Source organism: Streptomyces sp. P17, from assembly GCF_032436805.1.
Lineage (GTDB): Bacteria > Actinomycetota > Actinomycetes > Streptomycetales > Streptomycetaceae > Streptomyces.
In genome coordinates, this window is the sequence record NZ_JAVRBF010000027.1 from 1 (window position 1) to 19,504 (window position 19,504).

Genomic DNA, 19,504 nt, shown 5'->3' on the forward strand with positions numbered 1-19,504 from the left:
GACCCGGCCAAACGCAGGGAACCCGCACCACAAACCTCATAGCGTCACGACCGTCTCACTGGACTTGAAATCTTCCGACCGGCAGTCCACTTCGGGTCTGGTCGCACGCCGTCCCTCTCCGTTTGTTCCGGTTACCCATCTGCCAGACAAGGCCGTGACCGTGCCAGCATCATTGGCAAGAAGATTGCCATTAAGTTGCCTAGTCTGGCAACCTTGTTGATCCGCACTGGGCGTGACACGAAGGTGGACAGATGACGCGCGACCGCTCCCTCGACATAGCCGTGACCGGGGTCTTTGGCCGGTTTCCCGGCTCAGCCGACCTGGCGGCGTGGTGGGAGGCCCTCGTCGAGGGACGGGTTCTTACCACGCGGTACGACGAGCGGAGGCTGCGCGAGGCCGGAGTGCCGCAGAGCCTGATCGACGACCCCGAGTTCGTACCGGTGCACGGGCACCTCGACGACGCCGACCGCTTCGAGAACGCCCTGTTCCGGGTGAGTCCGCGCGAGGCCGAGATGATGGACCCGCAGCACCGGATGATGCTCGAATGCGCGTGGGCGGCCCTGGAGGATGCCGGGACCAGCCCTCTCGGCACTCCGCTCACCACCGGCGTGTACGCCTCTGCCAGCGGCAGCGGCTACCTGCGCGCCATGCTGGCCGGCGGCGGGCTTGACCCCATCACCCTTGAGGACGCCATCCACGGCAACGAGCCGGACTTCATGGCGAGCCTCATCTCGTACAAACTCAACCTGACCGGCCCCGCGGTCGCGGTGCAGACGGCCTGCTCCTCCTCCCTGGTCGCCCTCCACACCGCCGTCCAGGCGCTCTTGAACGGTGAGTGCGACCAAGCCCTCGTCGTGGGCGCCGGCGTCGCCTACCCGCAGGCCGGCCACCTCCATGTGGCCGGCGGCATCCACAGCGCGGCCGGGGCCTGCCGGCCGTTCGACGAGCACGCCGACGGCGTGGTCGCGGGCTCCGGCGTGGCCTGCGTCGTCCTGCGGCGCCTGGCGGACGCGCTCGCGGACGGGGTGGAACCGTACGGTGTCGTCCTCGGCACGGCCGTCAACAACGACGGCTCGGCCAAGGCCGGCTACTACGCTCCCTCCGCCGGCGGACAGGAAGCCGTCATCCGGGCAGCCCTCGACGCCGCGGACGTCGACGGCGCGAGCATCGGCTACCTGGAGACGCACGGCACCGGCACCCGCGTCGGCGACCCCATCGAGTGGTCCGCCGCCTCGTCGGCCCTGCGCGCCGCGGGCGCCGCCCCGGGCCAGGTGGCCGTGGGAGCGCTCAAGGCGAACACCGGCCACCTCGACAACGCCGCCGGGCTCGCCGGACTGATCAAGGCCCTGTTCGTCGTGCGCGAGGGCATCGTCCCGCCGGTCGCCGGATTCACCCGGCTCAACCCCCTGCTGGACACCGAGGACTCGCCGCTGTACGTCCCCTCCGCCATGGCGCCGTGGTCCGGCCCTGAGCCCAGGAGGGCTGGGGTCAGCTCCTTCGGGGTGGGCGGCACGAACGCGCATGCAGTCGTCGAGGCGCCGCCTGCCCCCGCGCCCCGGCCCGACGGGCGGGACCAGTCGCGCGCTGGGCACCTCGCGCTGCTCTCCGCCGCGGACGGCGAGGCCCTGGCGCGCTCCGCCGACCGCCTTGGCCGCCACCTGGCCGCCCACGCCCCGGCCCCGGCCGACGTCACGCACACCCTTGCCACCGGCCGGGCCGCCCTGCCCGAACGCCTCGCCGTCGTGGGCGACGACACCGCGGACCTCGCGCACCGCCTCACCGCCGGCGCCGGGGTGGTCCGCGGCCGTGTCCCCGAGACCGGCCCCGCCCCGCTGGTCTTCGCCTTCCCCGGCCAGGGATCCCAGCGCCCCGGCATGGCACTCCCGTTCGCCGAGACCCTGCCCGGCTTCGCCGAGGCCCTCGCCGATTGCCTCGGTGCCTTCGAGCCCGGCCTGGCCGCCGAAGTCGAACGAGCCATGCACGACCCTGCGTTCCCCGAGGAGGAGCTCGCCCGGACCCGGCTCGCCCAGCCCGCCCTCTTCGCTGTCGAGTACGCCGTCGCCGTCGCGCTGCGCGGCCTCGGACTGGTCCCGCAGGCCGTGATCGGCCACAGCCTCGGCGAGATCACCGCGGCCTGCGTGGCGGGCGTACTGGAACTGGCCGACGCCGCCCGGTTCGTGGCCTTGCGTGGGCGCGCCATGCAGGACTGCCCGGAGGGCGCCATGCTGGTCCTCGGCTGCGGTGAGGACGCGACCCGCGAACTGCTGGCCGCCGGCGGCCTGCCCCTGGAGGTCGCCGCCGTCAACGCCACGGACAACACGGTGGTGGCCGGTCCTCCGGAGGCCGTCGCTGAGTTCGAGACGTGGCTCGCCGGACGCGTCGCCACACACCGGCTGCGCACCACGCGGGCCTTCCACTCGGCCCTCGTCGAGCCGTCCGTACCGCTGCTCACCGCGGCGCTGCCGGAGACTTCCGTGCACGCGCCGGCCGTCGCGTGGGCCGTCAACGACGGCCGGCTGCTGCTGCCCGGTACCGAGGTCGCCGCGGACTCCTTCGCCTCCGCCGCCCGCAACCCCGTCCGGTTCGCCGGGGCACTCGACGCCCTCGCCCGGCACCTGCCCGGCGCGCTGATCGTGGAGGCCGGGCCGGGCCGGGCGCTGTCGGCCATCGCGGAGGCCGCGGACCTGACCGCCGTCCCGCTCGCCGCCGGCCGCATCGCCCGCGCCGAGGACGTCCTCGCCGCTCTGGGTGCCTTGTGGACCGTCGGCCAGCCGCTCGCCGCCGACCGGCTGTACGCGGGGGGCCGACCCGTACGCCTGCCCGGCTACTCCTTCGAGGGGCCACGCCGGACCGCCCCCGAGGCCGCGCCGCCATCGGACACCCGTGGACGCGTCGCGGGCGCCCCCGGGCCGACGACCCCGCAGGCGGAGTCCACCGGCTCAAGGCAGGCGCAGGCCGCGGCGCCGGACCCCGCCGACGTGCCCGCGCTGGTCGCCGGGCTCTGGGCGGAGCTGCTCGGCCATCAGGAGATCACCGCCGACGCCGACTTCTTCGCCCTCGGCGGTGACTCCCTGCTCGTCACGCGCCTCGCGCGCAGGCTCGGCGCGGCACTCGGCGTCCAGACCCCGATCCGCGATCTGCTCCTCGCCCGTACGCTCGCGCGCCAGACGGAGGTCGTCGCCGCCCTCGCCGCCAAGGCGCCGGTCGCCGCCGGAGCCGGCTGACGTACGCCGCCCGAGCGCACGTAAGCCGCCCCCCGGATGATCCGGGGGGCGGCTTACGTGCGTGGGCCGGGAGCCGCGGAGGTCAGGCCTCCTCGGTCACCGAGAGCTCGGTCCGGGGGACGCCCGGAGCCTCGAAGCCGAACACCTGGCCGTAGACGGAGAGCTCGGCGTGAAGGCAGTCGATGACGGTCTGCGCCATGCGGAAGCCGTGCTGCTCCTCCTTGAACGCGAGGTACGCGTGCGGTACCCCGCTGTGCCGCATCCGCTCCAGGAAACGCTCGGCCTGGACTGGTGGGCACACGGCGTCCTCAAGCCCCTGCAGCAGCACGAACGGCGCGCGCACCCGGTCGGCGCGCCGCAGCGGCGACACCTCCGCGTAGCGGGCGGCGGCCTGCGGCCACGGGCCGATGAGGCTCTCCAGGTAGCGCGACTCGAAGTCGTGCGTGCCCTGCGCGCGCCACTCCTCGGGATCCAGGAGCGGGAAGTAGATCCCGGCCACCCGGTACAGCTCCGGTTCGGCGGCCAGCGAGGCCGCAGCGGTCCAGCCGCCCGCGCTGCCGCCGCGGATGCCGATGCGCCGGGGGTCGGCCTTCCCCTGCGCGACCAGGCCGCGGATCGCGGTTGCGCAGTCGCGCACGTCGACCACGCCCCACGCCTCCCGCAGCCGTTCGCGGTAGGCGCGCCCGAAGCCGGTGGACCCGCCGTACTGGACGTCCACCACGCCGATGCCCCGGCTGGTGAAGAAGGCGGTGGAGAGATCCGCCACCAGCTGGCTGCGGGTGGTGGGGCCGCCGTGTGCCTGCACCACGTACGGGGGCAGCTCCCCCTCCGGAGCGGTGAAGCCGGGGTTGTGCGGCGGGTACACGTACGCGTGCACCTCCTCTCCCTCCGGGCCGCGGAACACCGCGTGGTAGCCCGGGGGCAGGTGTGCGGCGTACGAGGTGTCCGCCGCGCGCAGCACCTCCGGCGCTGCCCCGTCCGGCCCGATCAGCAGCAGCTCGCCCCGGCTGCGCGGGCCGGCGGCCGAGGCCACGACCCGGCGGCCGTCGGTGGCAAGCACCGCCCACTCCGTGAGCTCCTCGCGGTCGTCCAGGTCCGTCAGTGTGCCGTCGGCCTCCAGGAGCGCGAGCCGCCGCGCGCCCACCCCGCGCGTCACGAACATCCGGCCGCCGCCCACCGGCAGGAACCACTGGGCGCCGATGCGCCAGAGCGCCTCGCCGAACTCCTCCTCCCGTGCGCACAGCGGGCGTGCGGAGCCGTCGAGGTCCAGCTCGTGGAGGTTCCACCAGCCGGTGGTGTCGCTCAGCACATACAGCACGCCGGCCCGGTCCGGGGCCCACTCCGCCTGGCTGACGGCGACGCCGGGTCCGCCCGCCAGTACGCGGGCGGGGCCCAGCGCACCGTCCCGGCCGACCGGCGCGACCATCAGCTCCGTGCCGTCCCAGGGCATCCGCGGGTGGTCCCACCCGAGCCAGCAGGCGTACCGGCCGTCCGGGGAGACCTTGGGTCCGGTCATCAGGTGGTGACTCGCGGCCAGGACCCGCACGGCCGCCGGGTCCGCGGCCGCGGCGCCGTCCAGCGGCAGGGCGACCAGGTCGCGGCGTACCTCGGTGCGGTCCGTGTCGAGGGCCACCTCGCGCAGGCACCAGACCTCATTCCCGACGAGGGAGAAGTCGGCATAGGCGGCCCCGCCCGGCAGCGCCGGCTCCGGACTGATCGGCTCCGGACTGATCGGCTCGGGACGTCCGCCGGGCACGGCCCGGTACACCCGCTGGTCGTCCCAGTGGGTGAACACGAACCCGGCGGCGGGGTCCGCCCCCAGGGGCAGCCATGGCCGGCCTCCGTACTCGATGACCCGGGTGCGCACGTTCCACCCGGGCCCCAGCGCGTCACCGACCGAACCGTCGGGCGTACGGCGCACCAGCGCCACACGTCCCGACTCGCCGGGGCGCCACTCGGTCCACCAGACCTCTTCGCCGATGAAGGCGGACCACTCGACCTTCTTCTGCCCTGCGGCGGCGGCGTCGGCGCCGATCGGCGAGGTCCAGGTTCCGTAAGGGGACGTGCGCACCTGTGTCTCCGTCATGTTCGAGGTCGGGATCTCCGTGTCCGAGCAGCGCCTGCCGCTCAGTCCAGGCCCGTGCTGTAGGCGGTGGTGTCACCGCGCAGGGCCACGCTGGGCCGGCCGTCCACGCCGACCGGGGTGGGGGCCACGACGGTGACGCGCTCGCCGCGGCGGTACTGGTTTCCGTAGTCGTAGATGGCGTAGTGCGCCGTCGACTGGTTGTCCCAGATGGCGATGTCGCCGACCCGCCACTGCCAGCGCACGGTGTGCTCCGGCTTGGTCAGGTACTCCTGCATGATCCGGATCAGGTCGCGGGAGGCCTGCGGCGGGTAGCCCACCACCCGGCGGGCGAACCCGCCGAGCAGCAGCGAGCGTTCGCCCGTCTCGGGGTGGACCCGGACCGCAGGGTGCTCCGCCTCGTACGGAGTCGAGATGTAGGCCCCGCGCTCGATGACGGTGTCGTCGGTGAAGTCGCAGTCGTTGCTGTGGACGATCCGCAGCTGGTCGGCGAACTCGCGCAGCTCTGCCGGCATGCTGGCGTACGCCGACGCGGCGTTGGCCCACATGGTGTCACCGCCCGCCGGGGGGATGACCTTGCTGTGCAGAAACGCGAAGGCCGGGGGGCGTTCGATGAACGTGAGGTCCGTGTGCCAGTGGTTGGCACGGGTGCCCTGCTTCGAGTCCATCTCCCGCAGGTTCGGGCGGCCTTCGGGGGCGTCGTAGATCGGGTGTCCGAGCGTCAGCTTGCCGAAGCGCGAGGCGAAGGCGGTCTGCTCGGCGTAGTCCAGGTCCTGGTCGCGCAGGAACACCACCTTGTGCTGGAGCAGGGCCGCGCGGATCGAGGCGATCGTCTCGTCGCTCAGTTCGGCGCCCGCGTCGACGCCGCCGATGACGGCGCCGATGTTGCCGGCGAGCGGAGTGACCGTCACATCCGTCTGCGCCTGCAGGGTTTCAGTCATGACTCTTGCCTTTCACCTGAGGATTCCGGACCACCGGCGTTCTGGTGTGCCGGATCAACGTGCCAAGTTTGACAAGAGGTTGCCATGAGTGTGACTCCTCTGGCAATGTCTCTGGCGTGAAGCTCCTGAAGACGCGGACCGGCCGTGCGCCGTCTCGACGAACAGTGGAGGACTCCTGATGGCCACGCCGATACTGACCGCCCCGCCCGGGCCCTCGGCCGGCACGTCCCGCCCCGCCGGAGAGGGCGAGTGCCTGCCCGCCGGTCCGCGGCCGCCGGTGCACGAACTCGTCGCCGGGCTCGCCCGGACCGGCCCCGCCCGCACCGCCGTCAGCTGCGGCGCGAGCAGCATCTCCTACGGGGGCCTCGACGCCTGGGCCGCCGGTGTCGCAGCCGCGCTCACCGAGACGGGCGTCCGCCGCGGCGGACGCGTCGGCGTGCTGGTCGAGCCGTCGCTCGCGATGGTCGCCGCCGTGCTCGGCGCGATGCGCTGCGGAGCCGCGTACGTACCCGTGGACCTCTCCAACCCCGACCTGCGCCTGGCCGAGATCCTGACGGACGCCCAGGTCGACGCCGTCCTCGTCACCGACGCCACCCGGCCTCGCCTCACCGGGCTCGACGTCCCCCTGGTCGATGCCGACTCCACCCGGGAACCGGCGGCCGCCCCCGCGGGCGGAGCGGCTCGCGCTCGCGAGCCGGAATCGCCCGGTGTCCCTGTCGCGGCCGACGACGCGGCGTATCTCATCTACACCTCCGGCAGCACCGGCGAGCCCAAGGGTGTCGTCGTCGAGCACGGCCAGCTGGCGGCCTCCACCCTGGCCCGCCGCATGGTCTATCCCGGCCAGCCCGTCTTCCTCCTCGTCTCCCCGCTCGCCTTCGACTCGTCGGTGGCCGGGCTCTGGGGCACCCTCACCGCGGGCGGCCACCTGGTCGTCGCCACCCCGGACGAAGTCCGTGACCCAGAGCGGCTGGTCGGACTCGTCGAGCGCCACCAGGTCACCCAGCTGCTGTGTGTGCCCTCCCTCTACAGCGTCCTGCTCGACGCCGCGCACTCCCTCGGCGGCGAGCGCCTGCGCTCCCTCGACACCGTCGTCGTCGCGGGCGAGGCCCTGCCGCCAGAACTCGTCGACCGCCATTTCGCCCTACGTACCGGCCCCACCGCGCTGGTCAACGAGTACGGCCCCACCGAGGCGACCGTCTGGGCCAGCTACCAGCGCTTCGACGCCCCCGGCCCCGTCTCCATCGGCCGGCCGGTCCCCGGTGCGACGCTCCACCTCCTCGACGAGAAGCTGCGCCCGGTGCCCCCCGGCGCCGAGGGCGAGCTGTTCATCGGCGGCGCCGGGGTGTCCCGCGGCTACCACGGCCGGCCGGAGGCCACCGCCCGCGCCTTCCTCGACGATCCGTTCACGGACACGCCCGGCGCCCGGATGTACCGGACCGGCGACCGCGTCCGCTGGAACGCCGACGGCACCCTCGCCTTCCTCGGCCGCCGCGACCACCAGGTCAAGATCCGTGGCCACCGGGTGGAACTCCCCGTGACCGAGGCGCGGTTGTCCGCCCTGCCCGGCGTACGCGAGGCCGTCGTCGTCCCGGACACCGCCGGGAGCGCCCTGACCGCCTTCGTCCTCACCGCGTCCGATCCCGCGCCGTCCCCCGAGTCGCTGCGCGAGCAGCTGGCCGCCCGGCTGCCGGCCGTCATGGTCCCCGCCCGGATCGTCCGGCTCGACGCGTTCCCCCGCACCGTCAACGGCAAAGCGGACAGGTCGGCCCTGCAAACCCGGGCCGACGAATGGCAGCCCCTGCCCGGCGCCGCGCAGGCTGCCGCGCACACCCACGCCGCTGAGTCGGCGCCCCAGGGTGATCTGACCGCACAGGTCTCCGCCGCCTGGGCCGAGGTCCTCGACGCCCCGCACGTGCCGCTGGACGTCAATTTCTTCGACCTCGGCGGCCACTCCCTGGCGATGTTCAAGCTCCGCGAGGCCCTGGAACGCCATACCGGCAAGCGGCCGCCGGTGATCGCGCTGTTCAAGCACACCACCGTCGCCGCGCAGGTCGCGATGTTGCGCGACGGCGACGGTTCATCCGAAAGCGCCGGCGCCGCCGCCTCGGCCGAGCGCCGCGCCGCCGCGCGCCGCGCCCGCGCCCTGCGCGCCCGCCGGCAGGACCAGACCCAGGAGGCCGCCAAGTGACCACCGACCTCACGACCGCCCCGCACCGCACGGGCGCCGACACCGACCTGTGGCTGCAGCGCACCGCTCCCGTGACCGACCCGGTCGCCCGCCTGATCTGCTTTCCGCACGCCGGAGGATCCGCGTCCTTCTTCCACTCCTGGGGCAACCGGATCCCCGGGGTCGAGGTGTACGCCGTCCGCTACCCCGGCCGCGCCGATCGCCTCGCCGAGCCGGTGGCGACCGACCTGCGCGAGCTCGCCCGCGCCGTCGCCGACGCAGTGGCCCCCCTGGCCGACCGCCCGCTGGCCCTGTTCGGCCACAGCATGGGCGCGCCGATCGCCCTGGAGACCGCGGCCGCGCTGGAGGCCCGCGGGATCGACCCGGTTCACCTGTTCGCCTCGGGCTCCCGCAACGCCCCGTACCCGTCCGCCGAGGACTGGGCCGACCCGGACGAGGACGACGACCCCGCTGTCGTCGAACGGCTCCTCACGCTCGGCGGCACCGATCCCGAACTGGCAGCCGACCCCGAGTTCCAGGAGCTGGTCCTGCCGTACGTCCGTGCGGACGCCGCCCTGTTCCACGCCTACACTCCCGGCGCCGATGCCGGCTCGGCCCCGAGCGTGCGGTGCCCGGTCACCACCCTCACCGGGGACGCCGACACGGACGCCGACTGCCGCCCCTGGAGCGAGCTGACCACGGGCGGCGTCCGTGAACATGCCACCCAGGGCGACCACTTCTACCTGGTGGCGTCCCCTCCCCATGCCCTGATCCGGAACACCCTGGCTCCTGTGCACCGGGTCGACTGACCGGCATCACCGACGGACGCCGGCTCGATCTGCCGGGCGCGGTGCTGGTGACGGCGGGGCTCGCGACACTGGCGTACGGGATCTCGCAGACCGAGGCCGCGGGCTGGACGGCGACGGCCACGCTGGTGCCGCTGGTCGCCGGGCTCGCCCTGATCGGGCTGTTCCTCGCCGTGGAGGCGCGGACGGCGGCGCCGCTGATGCCGCTCGGACTGCTCGCGCGCCGCCCGGTGTCCTCGGCGAACGTGTCGATGTTCCTGTGCGGCTCCTCCATGTTCTGCAGGCGGTTCTTCATGACGCTGTACGCGCAGAACGTGCTCGGCTGTACGCCGCTGGAGGCCGGTCTGGCACGCCGCGGAGGATCTGGTCCAGTCGACGCTCGAACAGGTCTATGTGGCCTCGCGCAGGGTCGGCTCGGCCGACGAACCGGAGGCGTACGTACGGCGCGTGATGACACGGACCTGCAGGCCGGCGCGATCCCGCTGGAGCCGGACACCGACGGTCCCCAGCGGCTGGTGATCGGCCAGGTGGCCAAGTCGGCCCAGCAGGTCCCGTGCCGGTGGGAGGACGGCTCCGCCACCGAGGTGAGCCGTGCACCTGAGGGCGAGGTGGTCAGCACCGACGAGGAACTGATCCGCTCCGCCGGGGGTTCACCGGTGGACTGGTTCGTGTGCCTGGCACCGAAGGGGACGTCGTACGAGTCGTCGGGGGTGACCAAGTGGTGAGTGGGGAAGCACCGGGCTCCCGCCAAGCCGCCCGCCGGCCTCAGTCCGACGGTGGTTCCGGGTCGGCGGTCCGGGCGGCGACCGCCTCCAGCGCCGGGTCGATCACCGTCTCTCCGGTCAGCACTCTGCGGATCGCCCTGGCCAGCTCCTCCACCGGACCGTCCTTCACCAGGAAGCCCGCGGCGCCTGCTGCCAGGGCCCGCCGGAGATGGCCGGGCCGGCCGTAGGTCGTCAGGATCAGTACCCGGCAGTCCGGCACCTGGTCGCGAAGGTCGGCCGCGGCGTCCAGGCCGCCGCGGAGGGGCAGTTCGACGTCGAGGAGGGCCACGTCGGGGCGGTGGACGAGGGCGGCGTCCACGACGGCGTCGCCCGCACCGACCTGTGCCACGACCTCCAGGTCCGGTTCCATCCCCAGCAGCAGCGCGAGCGCCCCGTGCGCCATCCCCGGGTCCTCGGCGAGCAGCACCCTGATGGACTTGGCCGGGCGGTGATCCCGGGACATCTCGTTCACGGCCCAAGGGTAGGGCGACGGGGCGGAACCCGCGCGAGGACCTGTTCTGACATGCCGTCAGGAGCCTTCACAACTGCAGGGCGCTCGGCTATAACGAGGGCGCCGGACTGGAACGCGTTCTAGGCCCTGTGGTCACATTCCCGTCGTCCGCCCAGCGTTCCGGATCCGCCCATGCGCGACCTCGGTGCGGCCGACGGTGCGGACGACCGCGCCGAGGTCTCAGACCCTCAGGAGCCCCATGCCCATCGACGCAGCGAAGGCCGTAGCCGCCGAACCCCGGTCCGGTGAGATCTCCTGGACCGCCAAGGACGTACAGCTCTACCACCTCGGCATCGGCGCAGGCCTCCCGGCCACCGACCCCGACGAGCTGCGCTACACCCTGGAGTCCCGGCTGCATGTGCTGCCCAGCTTCGCCACCGTCGCAGGATCCGGCGCACCCGGAGTGATCAGCGGACTGTCCATGCCCGGCGTCGAGGTCGAGCTGGCCCGCGTGCTGCACGGCGGACAGAGCCTGGAGATCCACCGCCCGCTGCCCGTCGAGGGCACCGCGACGACCACCTCGCGCATCGCCGCCGTGTACGACAAGGGCAAGGCCGCCGTCCTCGTCCTGCGCACCGAAGTCGCCGACGCCGAAGGGCCGTTGTGGACCAACGACTCGCAGATCTTCGTCAAGGGCGAAGGGGGCTGGGGCGGCGACCGGGGCCCCTCCGCCCGCCCGGAGCCGCCCACCGGTGAGCCCGACAAGACCGTCGAACGGCCGATCCGCGAGGACCAGGCGCTGCTCTACCGTCTCTCCGGCGACTGGAACCCCCTGCACGCCGACCCCGAGTTCGCCGCCAAGGCCGGATTCGAGCGGCCCATCCTGCACGGCCTGTGCACCTACGGCATCACCCTCAAGGCGGTCGTCGACACCCTGCTGGGCGGCGAGGTGGGCCGGGTGCGGTCGTACGCCACACGGTTCGCCGGGGTCGTGTACCCGGGGGAGACCCTGCGCATCCGTATGTGGGACCGGGGTGACGCCGTCCGGGTCGCCGTCACCGTCGTCGAACGGGACGACGCGCCCGCCCTCACCGACACCGTCGTCCACCACGCTTGAGTCCATCGAGGGGAGCCGCACCATGCGCGCAGCCGTACTGCACGAGACCGGCCAGGACAAACTGGAGGTCCTCGACGATGTCGAGGCGGTGGGTTTCGGTCCCGGCCGGGTGAGGATCCGGGTGCGGGCGACCGGCCTGTGCCACTCGGACCTGTCCGCGATGAACGGCGTCCTGCCCCAGCCGGCGCCCTTCGTGCCCGGCCATGAGGGCGCGGGGGAGATCCTCGAAGTCGGCGAAGGCGTCAGCAACCTGAAGCCCGGCGACCGGGTCGTGGTCTGCTGGCTGCCCGCCTGCGGCGCCTGCCCCGCCTGCAAGCGCGGCCAGACCGAGCTGTGCCTGGCCGGTTTCATGAACGCCGGCACCCCCAACTTCAAGCGCCCCGGCGGCGATGTCTTCGGCTTCGCCGGCACCGGCACCTTCGCCGAGGAGGTCGTCGTCGACGCCGGCTGCGCGGTGCCGATCCCGGAGGACGTGCCCTTCGACATAGCCGCCCTCATCGGCTGCGGGGTGACGACGGGCCTCGGCGCCGCGATCAACACCGCCGACATGGAAGCCGGTTCCTCGGTCGCCGTCATCGGCTGCGGCGGCGTCGGCATCTCCGCGATCCAGGGCGCCCGCCTCAAGGGCGCCGCCGAGATCGTCGCCGTCGACCCCGTGCTCAGCCGTCGCGAGGCCGCGCTCACCTTCGGCGCCACGAAGGCCGTCTCGCCCGACGAACTGCCGGGCGCCAAGCAGGAGATCACCGGCGGCGAGGGCTTCGACTACGTCTTCGAGGTCGTCGGCAAGTCCGCCACCGCCCGCACCGCCTACGAGAACACCCGGCGCGGCGGCACCCTGGTGATCGTCGGCGCGGGCGCCATGGACGACTTCCTCCAGCTCAACATGTTCGAGCTGTTCTTCGACGAGAAGCGGATCCTGCCGTCCCTGTACGGCGGCGGCGACGTGCTGCGCTCCTACGAGCGGACCATCGACCTGTGGCGGGCCGGCCGCATCGACCTGGCCGGGCTGATCACCCACCGGGTGCCCCTGGCCGAGATCAACGAGGCCCTCGACCAGATGCGTACGGGCAGCGCGCTGCGTACGTGCATCGAGCTGTGATGACCACGCCGCTGGCGGGGTTGACCGCGATCGTCACCGGCGCCGGCAGGGGCCTCGGCCGCGCCGAGGCGCTGGAGCTCGCCCGGCTCGGCGCGGCCGTCGTCGTCAACGACTACGGACAGCCCGGCCGGGACGGCTCCGGCGAGTCCTCCGCCGGGCCCGCGGAGGACACAGCCGCCGAGATCCGCGCCGCGGGCGGACACGCCCTCGCGCACACCGGAGATGTCGCCGACTTCCAACAGGCCGCCAGACTCGTCCAGTTGGCGATCGAGGAGTTCGGCAAGCTGGACATCCTCGTCAACAACGCGGGGATCCTGCGCGACCGTATGGTCTTCTCCATGTCCGAGGAGGAGTGGGACTCGGTGATCCGCGTCCACCTCAAGGGCCACTTCAACACCACCCGGTTCGCGTCCGCGCACTGGCGCGAGCGGTCCAAGGCGGCGGGAGGGCCGGTGTACGGGCGGATCGTGAACACCTCCTCGGAGGCGTTCCTCGCCGGATCCGCCGGACAGCCCAACTACGCGGCCGCCAAGGGCGGAATCGTCGGCCTGACCACCTCCACGGCCCTCGCCCTCGCCAAGTACGGGGTGACGGCCAACGCCATCTGCCCGCGGGCGCGGACCCGGATGACGGAGGACGTGTTCCAACCGCCGGGTGCCGAGGGCCTCGACCCGCTCGCCCCCGAGCATGTCGCTCCGCTCGTCGGCTACTTGGCCTCACCCGCCGCCGCCCGGATCAACGGCCAGCTCCTCGTCGTGCACGGCGGCATGGTCGCGGTCGTCGAACGGCCCCGGGTGCGGGCGCAGTTCGACAGCAAGCAGGACACCTTCAGCTACGACGAGCTGGACGCCGTACTCACGGAGCACTACGCGGACCGGCCACCGGGGGAGACGTTCGCGGCGGCGGAGGTGCTGGGGCTGAAACGGGCGTAGACGGCGTGGACGCGGACACAGAGCGACCCCCGCACCTCTCACGAAGTGCGGGGGCCGTTCAGGCCGCCGTCTCGGTCTGCTCCACCGGCTTGCGGTGGCGGCCGCGCGGGGCCGCCTCACCGTCGTGGGACGAGACCGGACCGCGGTGCCTGCCGTGACCGGCGTTTTCATGGGCCTCAGCGGGCTGCTGGGTCATAGTGGCGTCGCTCATCGGAAGAAATTCACCCCGTCAACATGATCTTTCAGACAGCCGGGCGAGTCTAACCGTCACACCTCGGGCCGAATCCAGCCGCACACGCCGACCGCCACTACTTCGTTACAAGGCGTCCCAATGGCGCCTGTTGCAAGGGCACGGGGCGTGCCGCGACGGGCTCCGGGGGATCCGTGTCCGCCGGCTCCTCGGCGCCCGGCGCACCAGCCGCCGACGACGCCGCACCGTCCCGGACCGGATCCCCCGAAGCGTCCTCCCCCTCCCCAGCGGGAGTCATGGGTGCCAGTCGGTCCACCCCACAGGGCACCTCGCCGGTGGCATACGGCAGCTGCAGCTCCCCCTCCCGCGTCCACAGCCCCGCCCCCGCCAACCACCCCTCGGGCGCCGGAAGATGACGCATCTGCCTCTCGGCGGGCCGCCACACGCCGAGCCAGCTGCCGAGCGGGCCGTGCACCCGCAGCGCCACCCCGCAGCTCTCCGGCATCAGCACCTGCCCCGGCTGGATCGCGAACGGCGTCACCGTGCAGTCGGGCACCCGCAGACACTCCGGGAACCGCACCGGCAGGGTGCTGCCCAGTACTCCCCACCCCAGCCGCGGCCGCTGCCCCGGCTCCGGCGCGTCCGAGCCGATCAGCAGCAGTCCGCTGTCCGGGTCCGCGAGCAGCAGCCGGTCGTCGCTGTCCGCCGCGATCTGGAGCAGCGGGGACACCTCACCGGCGCGCTCCAGGTCGACCACGACGGCCTTGGTCCGCCCGCCGACCTCCCGGTCCAGCACCAGCATCCGCCCGGTGCGGTCCAGCCACACCCCGCCCGAGCAGCGCCCGGGGATCTCGGCGACATGCTCGGGCCCGAAGGCACCGCCCGCCACCAGCCACACCGTGCTGGTGTGCCGGCCGACAGCGAGGGCGTACGCCTTGCGCCCGCACGGCGCCGGGGGCAGCAACCGCAGCCGGGAGCCGGGCTCGGGGCACTCCACCGCGCCGATCAGCAGCTCCCCCGTGCCGGGCCCGGTCGGATAGAGCAGCGTGAAGACATGCCGTCCGTCGGTGGGCCGCCGGATCAGGACACGTCCGTCGCTCATCGGCTGCACCTCGGTGCCGGGCTCCTCCGGCTGGTTGCCGGGCAGCGGCACCGCGTACGGCTCGGGTCCGTCCAGCGTCCAGCGCTCCGGGAACCAGCAGTCGCCGTCCAGTGCGAGGCGGGCGGCGTAGGCTCCGTCCGCGGTGATCGCGCACCCCGCCCGCGGCGCCTCGGACTCAGAAGCGGCGGGTTCGATGGCACAGGCCGTCATCGTCTGGTCACCTCCGGCGACGAAGCTAGTTTTCGTACGCACAGACGTGGGACCGGCAGGCTTCCGCTTCACACATAAGGGTGTTCAAGGAACGATTCGCCTGAGGAAACGGGGACGGATGTGCTGAGCGGGGGCCGTGACGCCCGGCGGGCCCCGCGAAGGCCCTGCGACGGTTCTCGGCGAAGACCCGGCGACGGTTCTGCGGCGCAGAACAGCCAGGTAGCCTTTTCCCCGTGCCCCCTCTGTCTGAAGTCATCGCCGCGCTGGAGAACCTGTGGCCCGCCGAGCGGGCCGAGGCCTGGGACGCGGTCGGCACCGTGGTGGGCGACCCCGGCCAGGAGGTCACCCGGGTCCTGTTCGCGGTCGACCCGGTCCAGGAGATCGTCGACGAGGCGGTGAAGCTGGACGCCGACCTGCTGGTCACCCACCACCCGCTCTACCTTCGCGGTACGACGACGGTGGCGGCCTCGCACTTCAAGGGCCGGGTCGTGCACACCCTGATCAAGAACGACATCGCGCTGCACGTGGCGCACACCAACGCGGACACGGCGGACCCGGGTGTGAGCGATGCGCTGGCCGGCGCCCTGGACCTCCGTGTTGTAGGGCCGCTGGTGCCCGACCCGACCGACCCGTCCGGACGCCGCGGCCTCGGTCGTATCTGCGAACTGGACCACCCGGTGACCGTCCGCGAGCTTGCGGAGAGGGCCGCCGCGCGGCTGCCCGCCACCGCGCAGGGCATCCGGGTCGCCGGCGCCCCGGGCGCCACCGTCCGTACCATCGCCGTGAGCGGCGGCTCGGGCGACAGCCTCTTCGACGCCGTACGAGCGGCGGGCGTCGACGCCTTCCTGACCGCGGACCTGCGCCACCACCCGGCGTCCGAGGCCGTGTCCCACACCCCTCTCGCGCTGCTCGACGCGGCGCACTGGGCCACCGAGTGGCCCTGGTGCGAGCTGGCCGCCGCCCAGCTCGACGAGATCTCCGACCGCCACGGCTGGGACCTTCGCGTCCATGTCTCGAAGACGGTCACCGACCCCTGGACCAGCCACTCCCCTTCACCTGGAGCCCCCAACTGAACGCCGCGCCCGCCGACCAGATCCGCCTTCTCGAAGTCCAGGCCCTCGACGTCCGCCTCCAGCAGCTCGCGCACAAGCGCCGGTCGCTGCCCGAGCACGCCGAGATCGAGTCGCTGACCAAGGACCTCACGCAGCTGCGCGACCTGCTGGTGGCCGCGCAGACCGAGGAGAGCGACACCGCCCGCGAGCAGACCAAGGCCGAGCAGGACGTCGACCAGGTCCGCCAGCGCGCCGTCCGTGACCAGCAGCGCCTGGACTCCGGCGCGATCACCTCCCCGAAGGACCTGGAGAACCTCCAGCGCGAGATCGCCTCCCTCGCCAAGCGCCAGGGTGACCTGGAGGACGTCGTCCTGGAGGTCATGGAGCGCCGCGAGTCCGCGCAGGAGCGGGCCGCCGAACTGACCGAGCGCGTCGGCTCCGTACAGGGCAAGATCGACGACGCGACCGCCCGCCGCGACGCCGCGTTCGAGTCCCTGGACGGCGAGGCGGCCACCGTGACGAAGGAGCGAGAGGTCATCGCGGGCGCGATCCCCGCCGACCTCCTCAAGCTCTACGAGAAGCTGCGCGAGCAGCAGGGCGGCATCGGCGCGGCCAAGCTCTACCAGCGCACCTGCCAGGGCTGCCGCCAGGAGCTGTCGATCACCGACATCAACGACATCCGCGCCGCGGCTCCCGACACGGTGGTGCGCTGCGAGAACTGCCGCCGCATTCTGGTGCGTACGGCGGAGTCGGGTCTGTAAATCGGGTCCGTAAGGAGCTTGGGGCGTGCGGGAGTTCATCGTCGAGGCGGACGGCGGGTCACGGGGCAACCCGGGGCCCGCGGGCTACGGAGCGGTGGTCTTTGACGCTGCTACGGGTGAGACGCTGGCGGAGCGGTCCGAGTACCTCGGCGTGGTCACGAACAACGTCGCCGAGTACCGGGGCCTGCTGGCCGGCCTGCGAGCCGCCTTCGACCTGGACCCGACCGCGACCGTGCATGTTCGCATGGACTCCAAGCTCGTCGTGGAGCAGATGTCGGGGCGCTGGAAGATCAAACATCCCGACATGAAGCCGCTGGCCATGGAGGCGTCACGGGTGTTTCCACCGGAGCGGGTGACGTACGAGTGGATTCCCCGGGAGCAGAACAAGAGGGCGGATCGGTTGGCCAACGCGGCTATGGACTTGGGGACTTCAGCCCCGGTGCCCTCCGCTTCCGCCGTGAAGGCGGAGGCCGATGTCCGCGCCGCGAAGACCGTCGCCGCCCCCGGCTGGGCTCCCGCCGACATGGGCGCGCCCGCGACCTTCGTTCTGCTGCGCCACGGCGAAACCGCGCTGACTCCGCAGAAGCGGTTCTCGGGGAGCGGCGGCAGCGACCCCGTGCTCTCCGACATCGGCCGGGACCAGGCCGAGCGGGTAGGAGCAGCGCTGGCCCGGCGCGGGACCATCCAGGCCATCGTGGCGTCGCCCCTCGCCCGTACCCGGGAGACGGCGGCGGCCGTGGCCAGGCGCCTCGGCCTTGAGGTGACCCTCGACGAAGGCCTGCGCGAGACCGACTTCGGCGCCTGGGAGGGCCTCACCTTCGGCGAGGTCCGCGAACGCTACCCCGACGACCTCAACGCCTGGCTCGCCGACCCCGAGGCCCGCCCCACCGGCGACGGCGAGAGCTTCACCGAGACCGCCACCCGTATCGCCGCCACCCGCGACAAGCTGATCGCCGCCCACGCGGGCCGCACGGTCCTCCTGGTCAGCCACGTCACCCCGATCAAGACCCTCATACGGCTCGCCCTCGGCGCCCCGCCCGAGTCCCTGTTCCGCATGGAACTCTCGGCGGCCTCCCTGTCGGCGGTGGCGTACTACGCCGACGGCAACGCGAGCGTACGGCTCTTCAACGACACGTCCCACCTGCGCTGAGCCCCGCCGCGGCCCGGGCCAGCGCCTCGATCCGCGCCCAGTCCCGAGCGGCGACCGCATCCGCGGGAAGCATCCAACTCCCGCCCACGCACCCCACGTTGGGCAGCGCCAGATACTCCGCCGCGGAGTCGGCCCCGATCCCCCCGGTAGGACAGAACCGCGCCTGCGGCAAGGGCCCGGACAGCGACTTCAGATACGCGGTCCCGCCGGCGGCCTGCGCCGGAAAGAACTTCATCTCCCGCACCCCGCGCTGCAACAGCGCGACGACCTCGGATGTGGTCGACACCCCCGGCAGGAACGGCACCCCGGACGCCCGCATGGCCTCCAGCAGTACGTCGGTCCAGCCCGGACTGACGAGAAACCGCGCCCCGGCGCCGACCGCCTCGGTCACCTGCTCCGGGGTGATGACGGTTCCCGCACCGACGACGGCGTCCGGCACCTCGTCCGCTATTGCCCGGATCGCGTGCAGCGCCCCCGGCGTCCGCAGGGTCACCTCGATCGCGGGCAGCCCCCCGGCGACGAGCGCCCGGGCGAGCGGCACGGCGTCGGCCGGATCCTCGATGACGACGACAGGGAGGACGGGGGCGAGGTCCAGCACGGAGGTCATGCGGACATCCTGCCGTCGCCATGCACAGTGCGCAAAGGTCATTGCGCAACGTGCAATGAAGCTCAGTGGATCTCGTCCACCAGCACATCCAGCGACCAGGCTGTCCCCGCCTTGTTCGGTGCGGTGGCCTCCACCTCGTACCCGAGGTCCCGCAGCGCCTCCACCAGCTCGGCAGGCCCGGCCGGCCGGGTACCGGCCGTCAGCAGACTCCGTACGATCCGCCCCTTCGTCGCCTTGTTGAAGTGGCTGACGACCTTCCGGGTCGGGGCGTGCAGCACCCGCACGCTGGCCGTCCGCCCGGCGATCTCGCCCTTGGGCTTCCAGGCAGCCGCGTAGGCGGCAGACCGCAGGTCGAGCACGAGCCCGTCCCCGGCGGCTTCGGGAAGGGCTGCCGCCATAGCCGTACGCCAATGCGAGCTCAGCGCCCCGAGCCCCGGCAGCTTCACGCCCATAGAGCACCGGTAGGAGGGGATCTTGTCGGTGACCCGTACGGCACCCCACAGCCCGGAGAACACGAGCAGCGACCGCGCGGCTCGCCTCTTCGCGGCGGCGTCGAGGGTAGCGAGGTCGAGGGCGTCGTAGAGGACACCGGTGTAGATCTCGCCGGCGGGCCGCGCACCGGCGTTCTTCAGATCAGCGTTCTTCGTGACCTCGCCGCTCAGCCCTTCGCTCAGCCCGAGGACTTCGCGCGCTTTCTCCTCATCCCCCGCACACAGCTCGACCAGTTCGTCGAGGACGGCCGCACGGGCCTCGGCGAGCCCCGGCAGCGACAACGACTCCAGCTTCAGCGGGGCGCCACGGCCGGAGGACGCCTTGCCTTCGGACGGCGGCAGCAGGACAAGCACGGG

The 19,504-nt window shown here is 72.9% G+C and carries 15 protein-coding genes and 3 pseudogenes; 11 read left to right on the forward strand and 7 right to left on the reverse strand.

Annotated features, from left to right (window positions below):
* The first annotated feature begins 251 nt into the window (after window positions 1–251).
* A complete protein-coding gene (locus RMT89_RS18795) occupies window positions 252–3,224 on the forward strand; it encodes a beta-ketoacyl synthase N-terminal-like domain-containing protein (protein WP_315884888.1) in 2,973 nt (990 codons plus the stop codon).
* 82 nt (window positions 3,225–3,306) lie between these two features.
* On the opposite strand, the gene RMT89_RS18800 is transcribed toward RMT89_RS18795, so the two are convergent.
* Both RMT89_RS18800 and RMT89_RS18805 read right to left on the reverse strand, forming a co-directional pair.
* A complete protein-coding gene (locus tag RMT89_RS18800) occupies window positions 3,307–5,295 on the reverse strand; it encodes a prolyl oligopeptidase family serine peptidase (RefSeq protein ID WP_315884889.1) in 1,989 nt (662 codons plus the stop codon).
* 56 nt (window positions 5,296–5,351) lie between these two features.
* On the reverse strand, window positions 5,352–6,248 hold the full coding sequence (locus RMT89_RS18805) for a TauD/TfdA family dioxygenase (protein WP_315884890.1): 897 nt from the start codon (window positions 6,246–6,248) through the stop codon (window positions 5,352–5,354).
* A 178-nt stretch (window positions 6,249–6,426) separates the two neighbouring features.
* On the opposite strand from RMT89_RS18805, the gene RMT89_RS18810 reads away from it, so the two are divergent.
* The 4 genes and pseudogenes from RMT89_RS18810 to RMT89_RS18825 all read left to right on the forward strand — a co-directional run.
* A complete protein-coding gene (locus RMT89_RS18810) occupies window positions 6,427–8,436 on the forward strand; it encodes a non-ribosomal peptide synthetase (RefSeq protein ID WP_315884891.1) in 2,010 nt (669 codons plus the stop codon).
* Complete coding sequence (locus RMT89_RS18815) at window positions 8,433–9,224, forward strand: thioesterase domain-containing protein (RefSeq protein ID WP_315884892.1); 792 nt, start codon at window positions 8,433–8,435, stop codon at window positions 9,222–9,224. Before RMT89_RS18810 ends, RMT89_RS18815 begins: the two co-directional genes overlap by 4 nt.
* An 11-nt stretch (window positions 9,225–9,235) precedes the next feature.
* Window positions 9,236–9,571, forward strand: a pseudogene (locus RMT89_RS18820) (MFS transporter); the annotation flags it as partial.
* Window positions 9,570–9,674: pseudogene (locus RMT89_RS18825) on the forward strand (SigE family RNA polymerase sigma factor); the annotation flags it as partial. The pseudogenes RMT89_RS18820 and RMT89_RS18825, both read left to right, overlap by 2 nt.
* Window positions 9,675–9,998: 324 nt before the next feature.
* On the opposite strand, the pseudogene RMT89_RS18830 reads toward RMT89_RS18825, so the two are convergent.
* Window positions 9,999–10,448 (reverse strand): annotated as a pseudogene (locus RMT89_RS18830) (response regulator); the annotation flags it as partial.
* A 247-nt stretch (window positions 10,449–10,695) separates the two neighbouring features.
* On the opposite strand from RMT89_RS18830, the gene RMT89_RS18835 reads away from it, so the two are divergent.
* The 3 genes from RMT89_RS18835 to RMT89_RS18845 are packed head-to-tail and all read left to right on the forward strand — an operon-like array spanning window position 10,696 to window position 13,584.
* Window positions 10,696–11,553: a MaoC/PaaZ C-terminal domain-containing protein gene (locus RMT89_RS18835; RefSeq protein ID WP_315884893.1), complete on the forward strand. Its 858-nt coding sequence runs from the start codon at window positions 10,696–10,698 to the stop codon at window positions 11,551–11,553.
* A gap of 22 nt (window positions 11,554–11,575) precedes the next feature.
* On the forward strand, window positions 11,576–12,652 hold the full coding sequence (locus RMT89_RS18840) for a Zn-dependent alcohol dehydrogenase (protein WP_315884894.1): 1,077 nt from the start codon (window positions 11,576–11,578) through the stop codon (window positions 12,650–12,652).
* Window positions 12,652–13,584, forward strand: a complete 933-nt coding sequence (locus tag RMT89_RS18845; protein ID WP_315884895.1) for a 3-oxoacyl-ACP reductase — start codon at window positions 12,652–12,654, stop codon at window positions 13,582–13,584. Before RMT89_RS18840 ends, RMT89_RS18845 begins: the two co-directional genes overlap by 1 nt.
* A 58-nt stretch (window positions 13,585–13,642) precedes the next feature.
* Here RMT89_RS18845 and RMT89_RS18850 read toward each other — a convergent pair whose 3' ends face one another.
* On the reverse strand, window positions 13,643–13,795 hold the full coding sequence (locus tag RMT89_RS18850; protein ID WP_315884896.1) for a hypothetical protein: 153 nt from the start codon (window positions 13,793–13,795) through the stop codon (window positions 13,643–13,645).
* Window positions 13,796–13,892: 97 nt separating this feature from the next.
* The gene (locus RMT89_RS18855; RefSeq protein ID WP_315884897.1) at window positions 13,893–15,086 is read right to left on the reverse strand and encodes a hypothetical protein; all 1,194 of its coding nucleotides are present in this window, start codon (window positions 15,084–15,086) and stop codon (window positions 13,893–13,895) included.
* Between the two features lie 233 nt (window positions 15,087–15,319).
* Between RMT89_RS18855 and RMT89_RS18860 the strand changes: the two genes are divergently transcribed.
* Genes RMT89_RS18860 through RMT89_RS18870 form a run of 3 tightly spaced genes read left to right on the forward strand, consistent with a single transcriptional unit; the run spans window position 15,320 to window position 18,049 of the window.
* Window positions 15,320–16,159 (forward strand): Nif3-like dinuclear metal center hexameric protein, encoded by an 840-nt coding sequence (locus tag RMT89_RS18860; RefSeq protein ID WP_315884898.1) that lies wholly within the window; start codon window positions 15,320–15,322, stop codon window positions 16,157–16,159.
* Window positions 16,156–16,899, forward strand: a complete 744-nt coding sequence (locus RMT89_RS18865; protein WP_315884979.1) for a C4-type zinc ribbon domain-containing protein — start codon at window positions 16,156–16,158, stop codon at window positions 16,897–16,899. The genes RMT89_RS18860 and RMT89_RS18865 overlap by 4 nt, the downstream gene beginning before the upstream one ends.
* Before the next feature lie 25 nt (window positions 16,900–16,924).
* A complete protein-coding gene (locus RMT89_RS18870; protein ID WP_315884899.1) occupies window positions 16,925–18,049 on the forward strand; it encodes a bifunctional RNase H/acid phosphatase in 1,125 nt (374 codons plus the stop codon).
* Here the strand turns inward: RMT89_RS18870 and RMT89_RS18875 are convergent.
* Window positions 18,024–18,656, reverse strand: coding sequence for a bifunctional 4-hydroxy-2-oxoglutarate aldolase/2-dehydro-3-deoxy-phosphogluconate aldolase (locus RMT89_RS18875; RefSeq protein ID WP_315884900.1), 633 nt, complete (start codon window positions 18,654–18,656; stop codon window positions 18,024–18,026). The genes RMT89_RS18870 and RMT89_RS18875 overlap by 26 nt on opposite strands.
* Window positions 18,657–18,718: 62 nt before the next feature.
* On the reverse strand, window positions 18,719–19,501 hold the full coding sequence (yaaA, locus tag RMT89_RS18880; protein ID WP_315884901.1) for a peroxide stress protein YaaA: 783 nt from the start codon (window positions 19,499–19,501) through the stop codon (window positions 18,719–18,721).
* Window positions 19,502–19,504 lie beyond the last annotated feature (3 nt).

Bases quoted from the DNA above. Each gene is read 5' to 3' on its own strand.
- RMT89_RS18840 (WP_315884894.1), top strand. From the start codon at position 11,576: ATGCGCGCAGCCGTACTGCACGAGACCGGCCAGGACAAACTGGAGGTC.
- RMT89_RS18850 (WP_315884896.1), bottom strand. From the start codon at position 13,795: ATGAGCGACGCCACTATGACCCAGCAGCCCGCTGAGGCCCATGAAAAC.
- RMT89_RS18835 (WP_315884893.1), top strand. From the start codon at position 10,696: ATGCCCATCGACGCAGCGAAGGCCGTAGCCGCCGAACCCCGGTCCGGT.
- RMT89_RS18875 (WP_315884900.1), bottom strand. From the start codon at position 18,656: ATGACCTCCGTGCTGGACCTCGCCCCCGTCCTCCCTGTCGTCGTCATC.
- RMT89_RS18810 (WP_315884891.1), top strand. From the start codon at position 6,427: ATGGCCACGCCGATACTGACCGCCCCGCCCGGGCCCTCGGCCGGCACG.
- RMT89_RS18805 (WP_315884890.1), bottom strand. From the start codon at position 6,248: ATGACTGAAACCCTGCAGGCGCAGACGGATGTGACGGTCACTCCGCTC.
- RMT89_RS18845 (WP_315884895.1), top strand. From the start codon at position 12,652: ATGACCACGCCGCTGGCGGGGTTGACCGCGATCGTCACCGGCGCCGGC.
- RMT89_RS18855 (WP_315884897.1), bottom strand. From the start codon at position 15,086: ATGACGGCCTGTGCCATCGAACCCGCCGCTTCTGAGTCCGAGGCGCCG.
- RMT89_RS18795 (WP_315884888.1), top strand. From the start codon at position 252: ATGACGCGCGACCGCTCCCTCGACATAGCCGTGACCGGGGTCTTTGGC.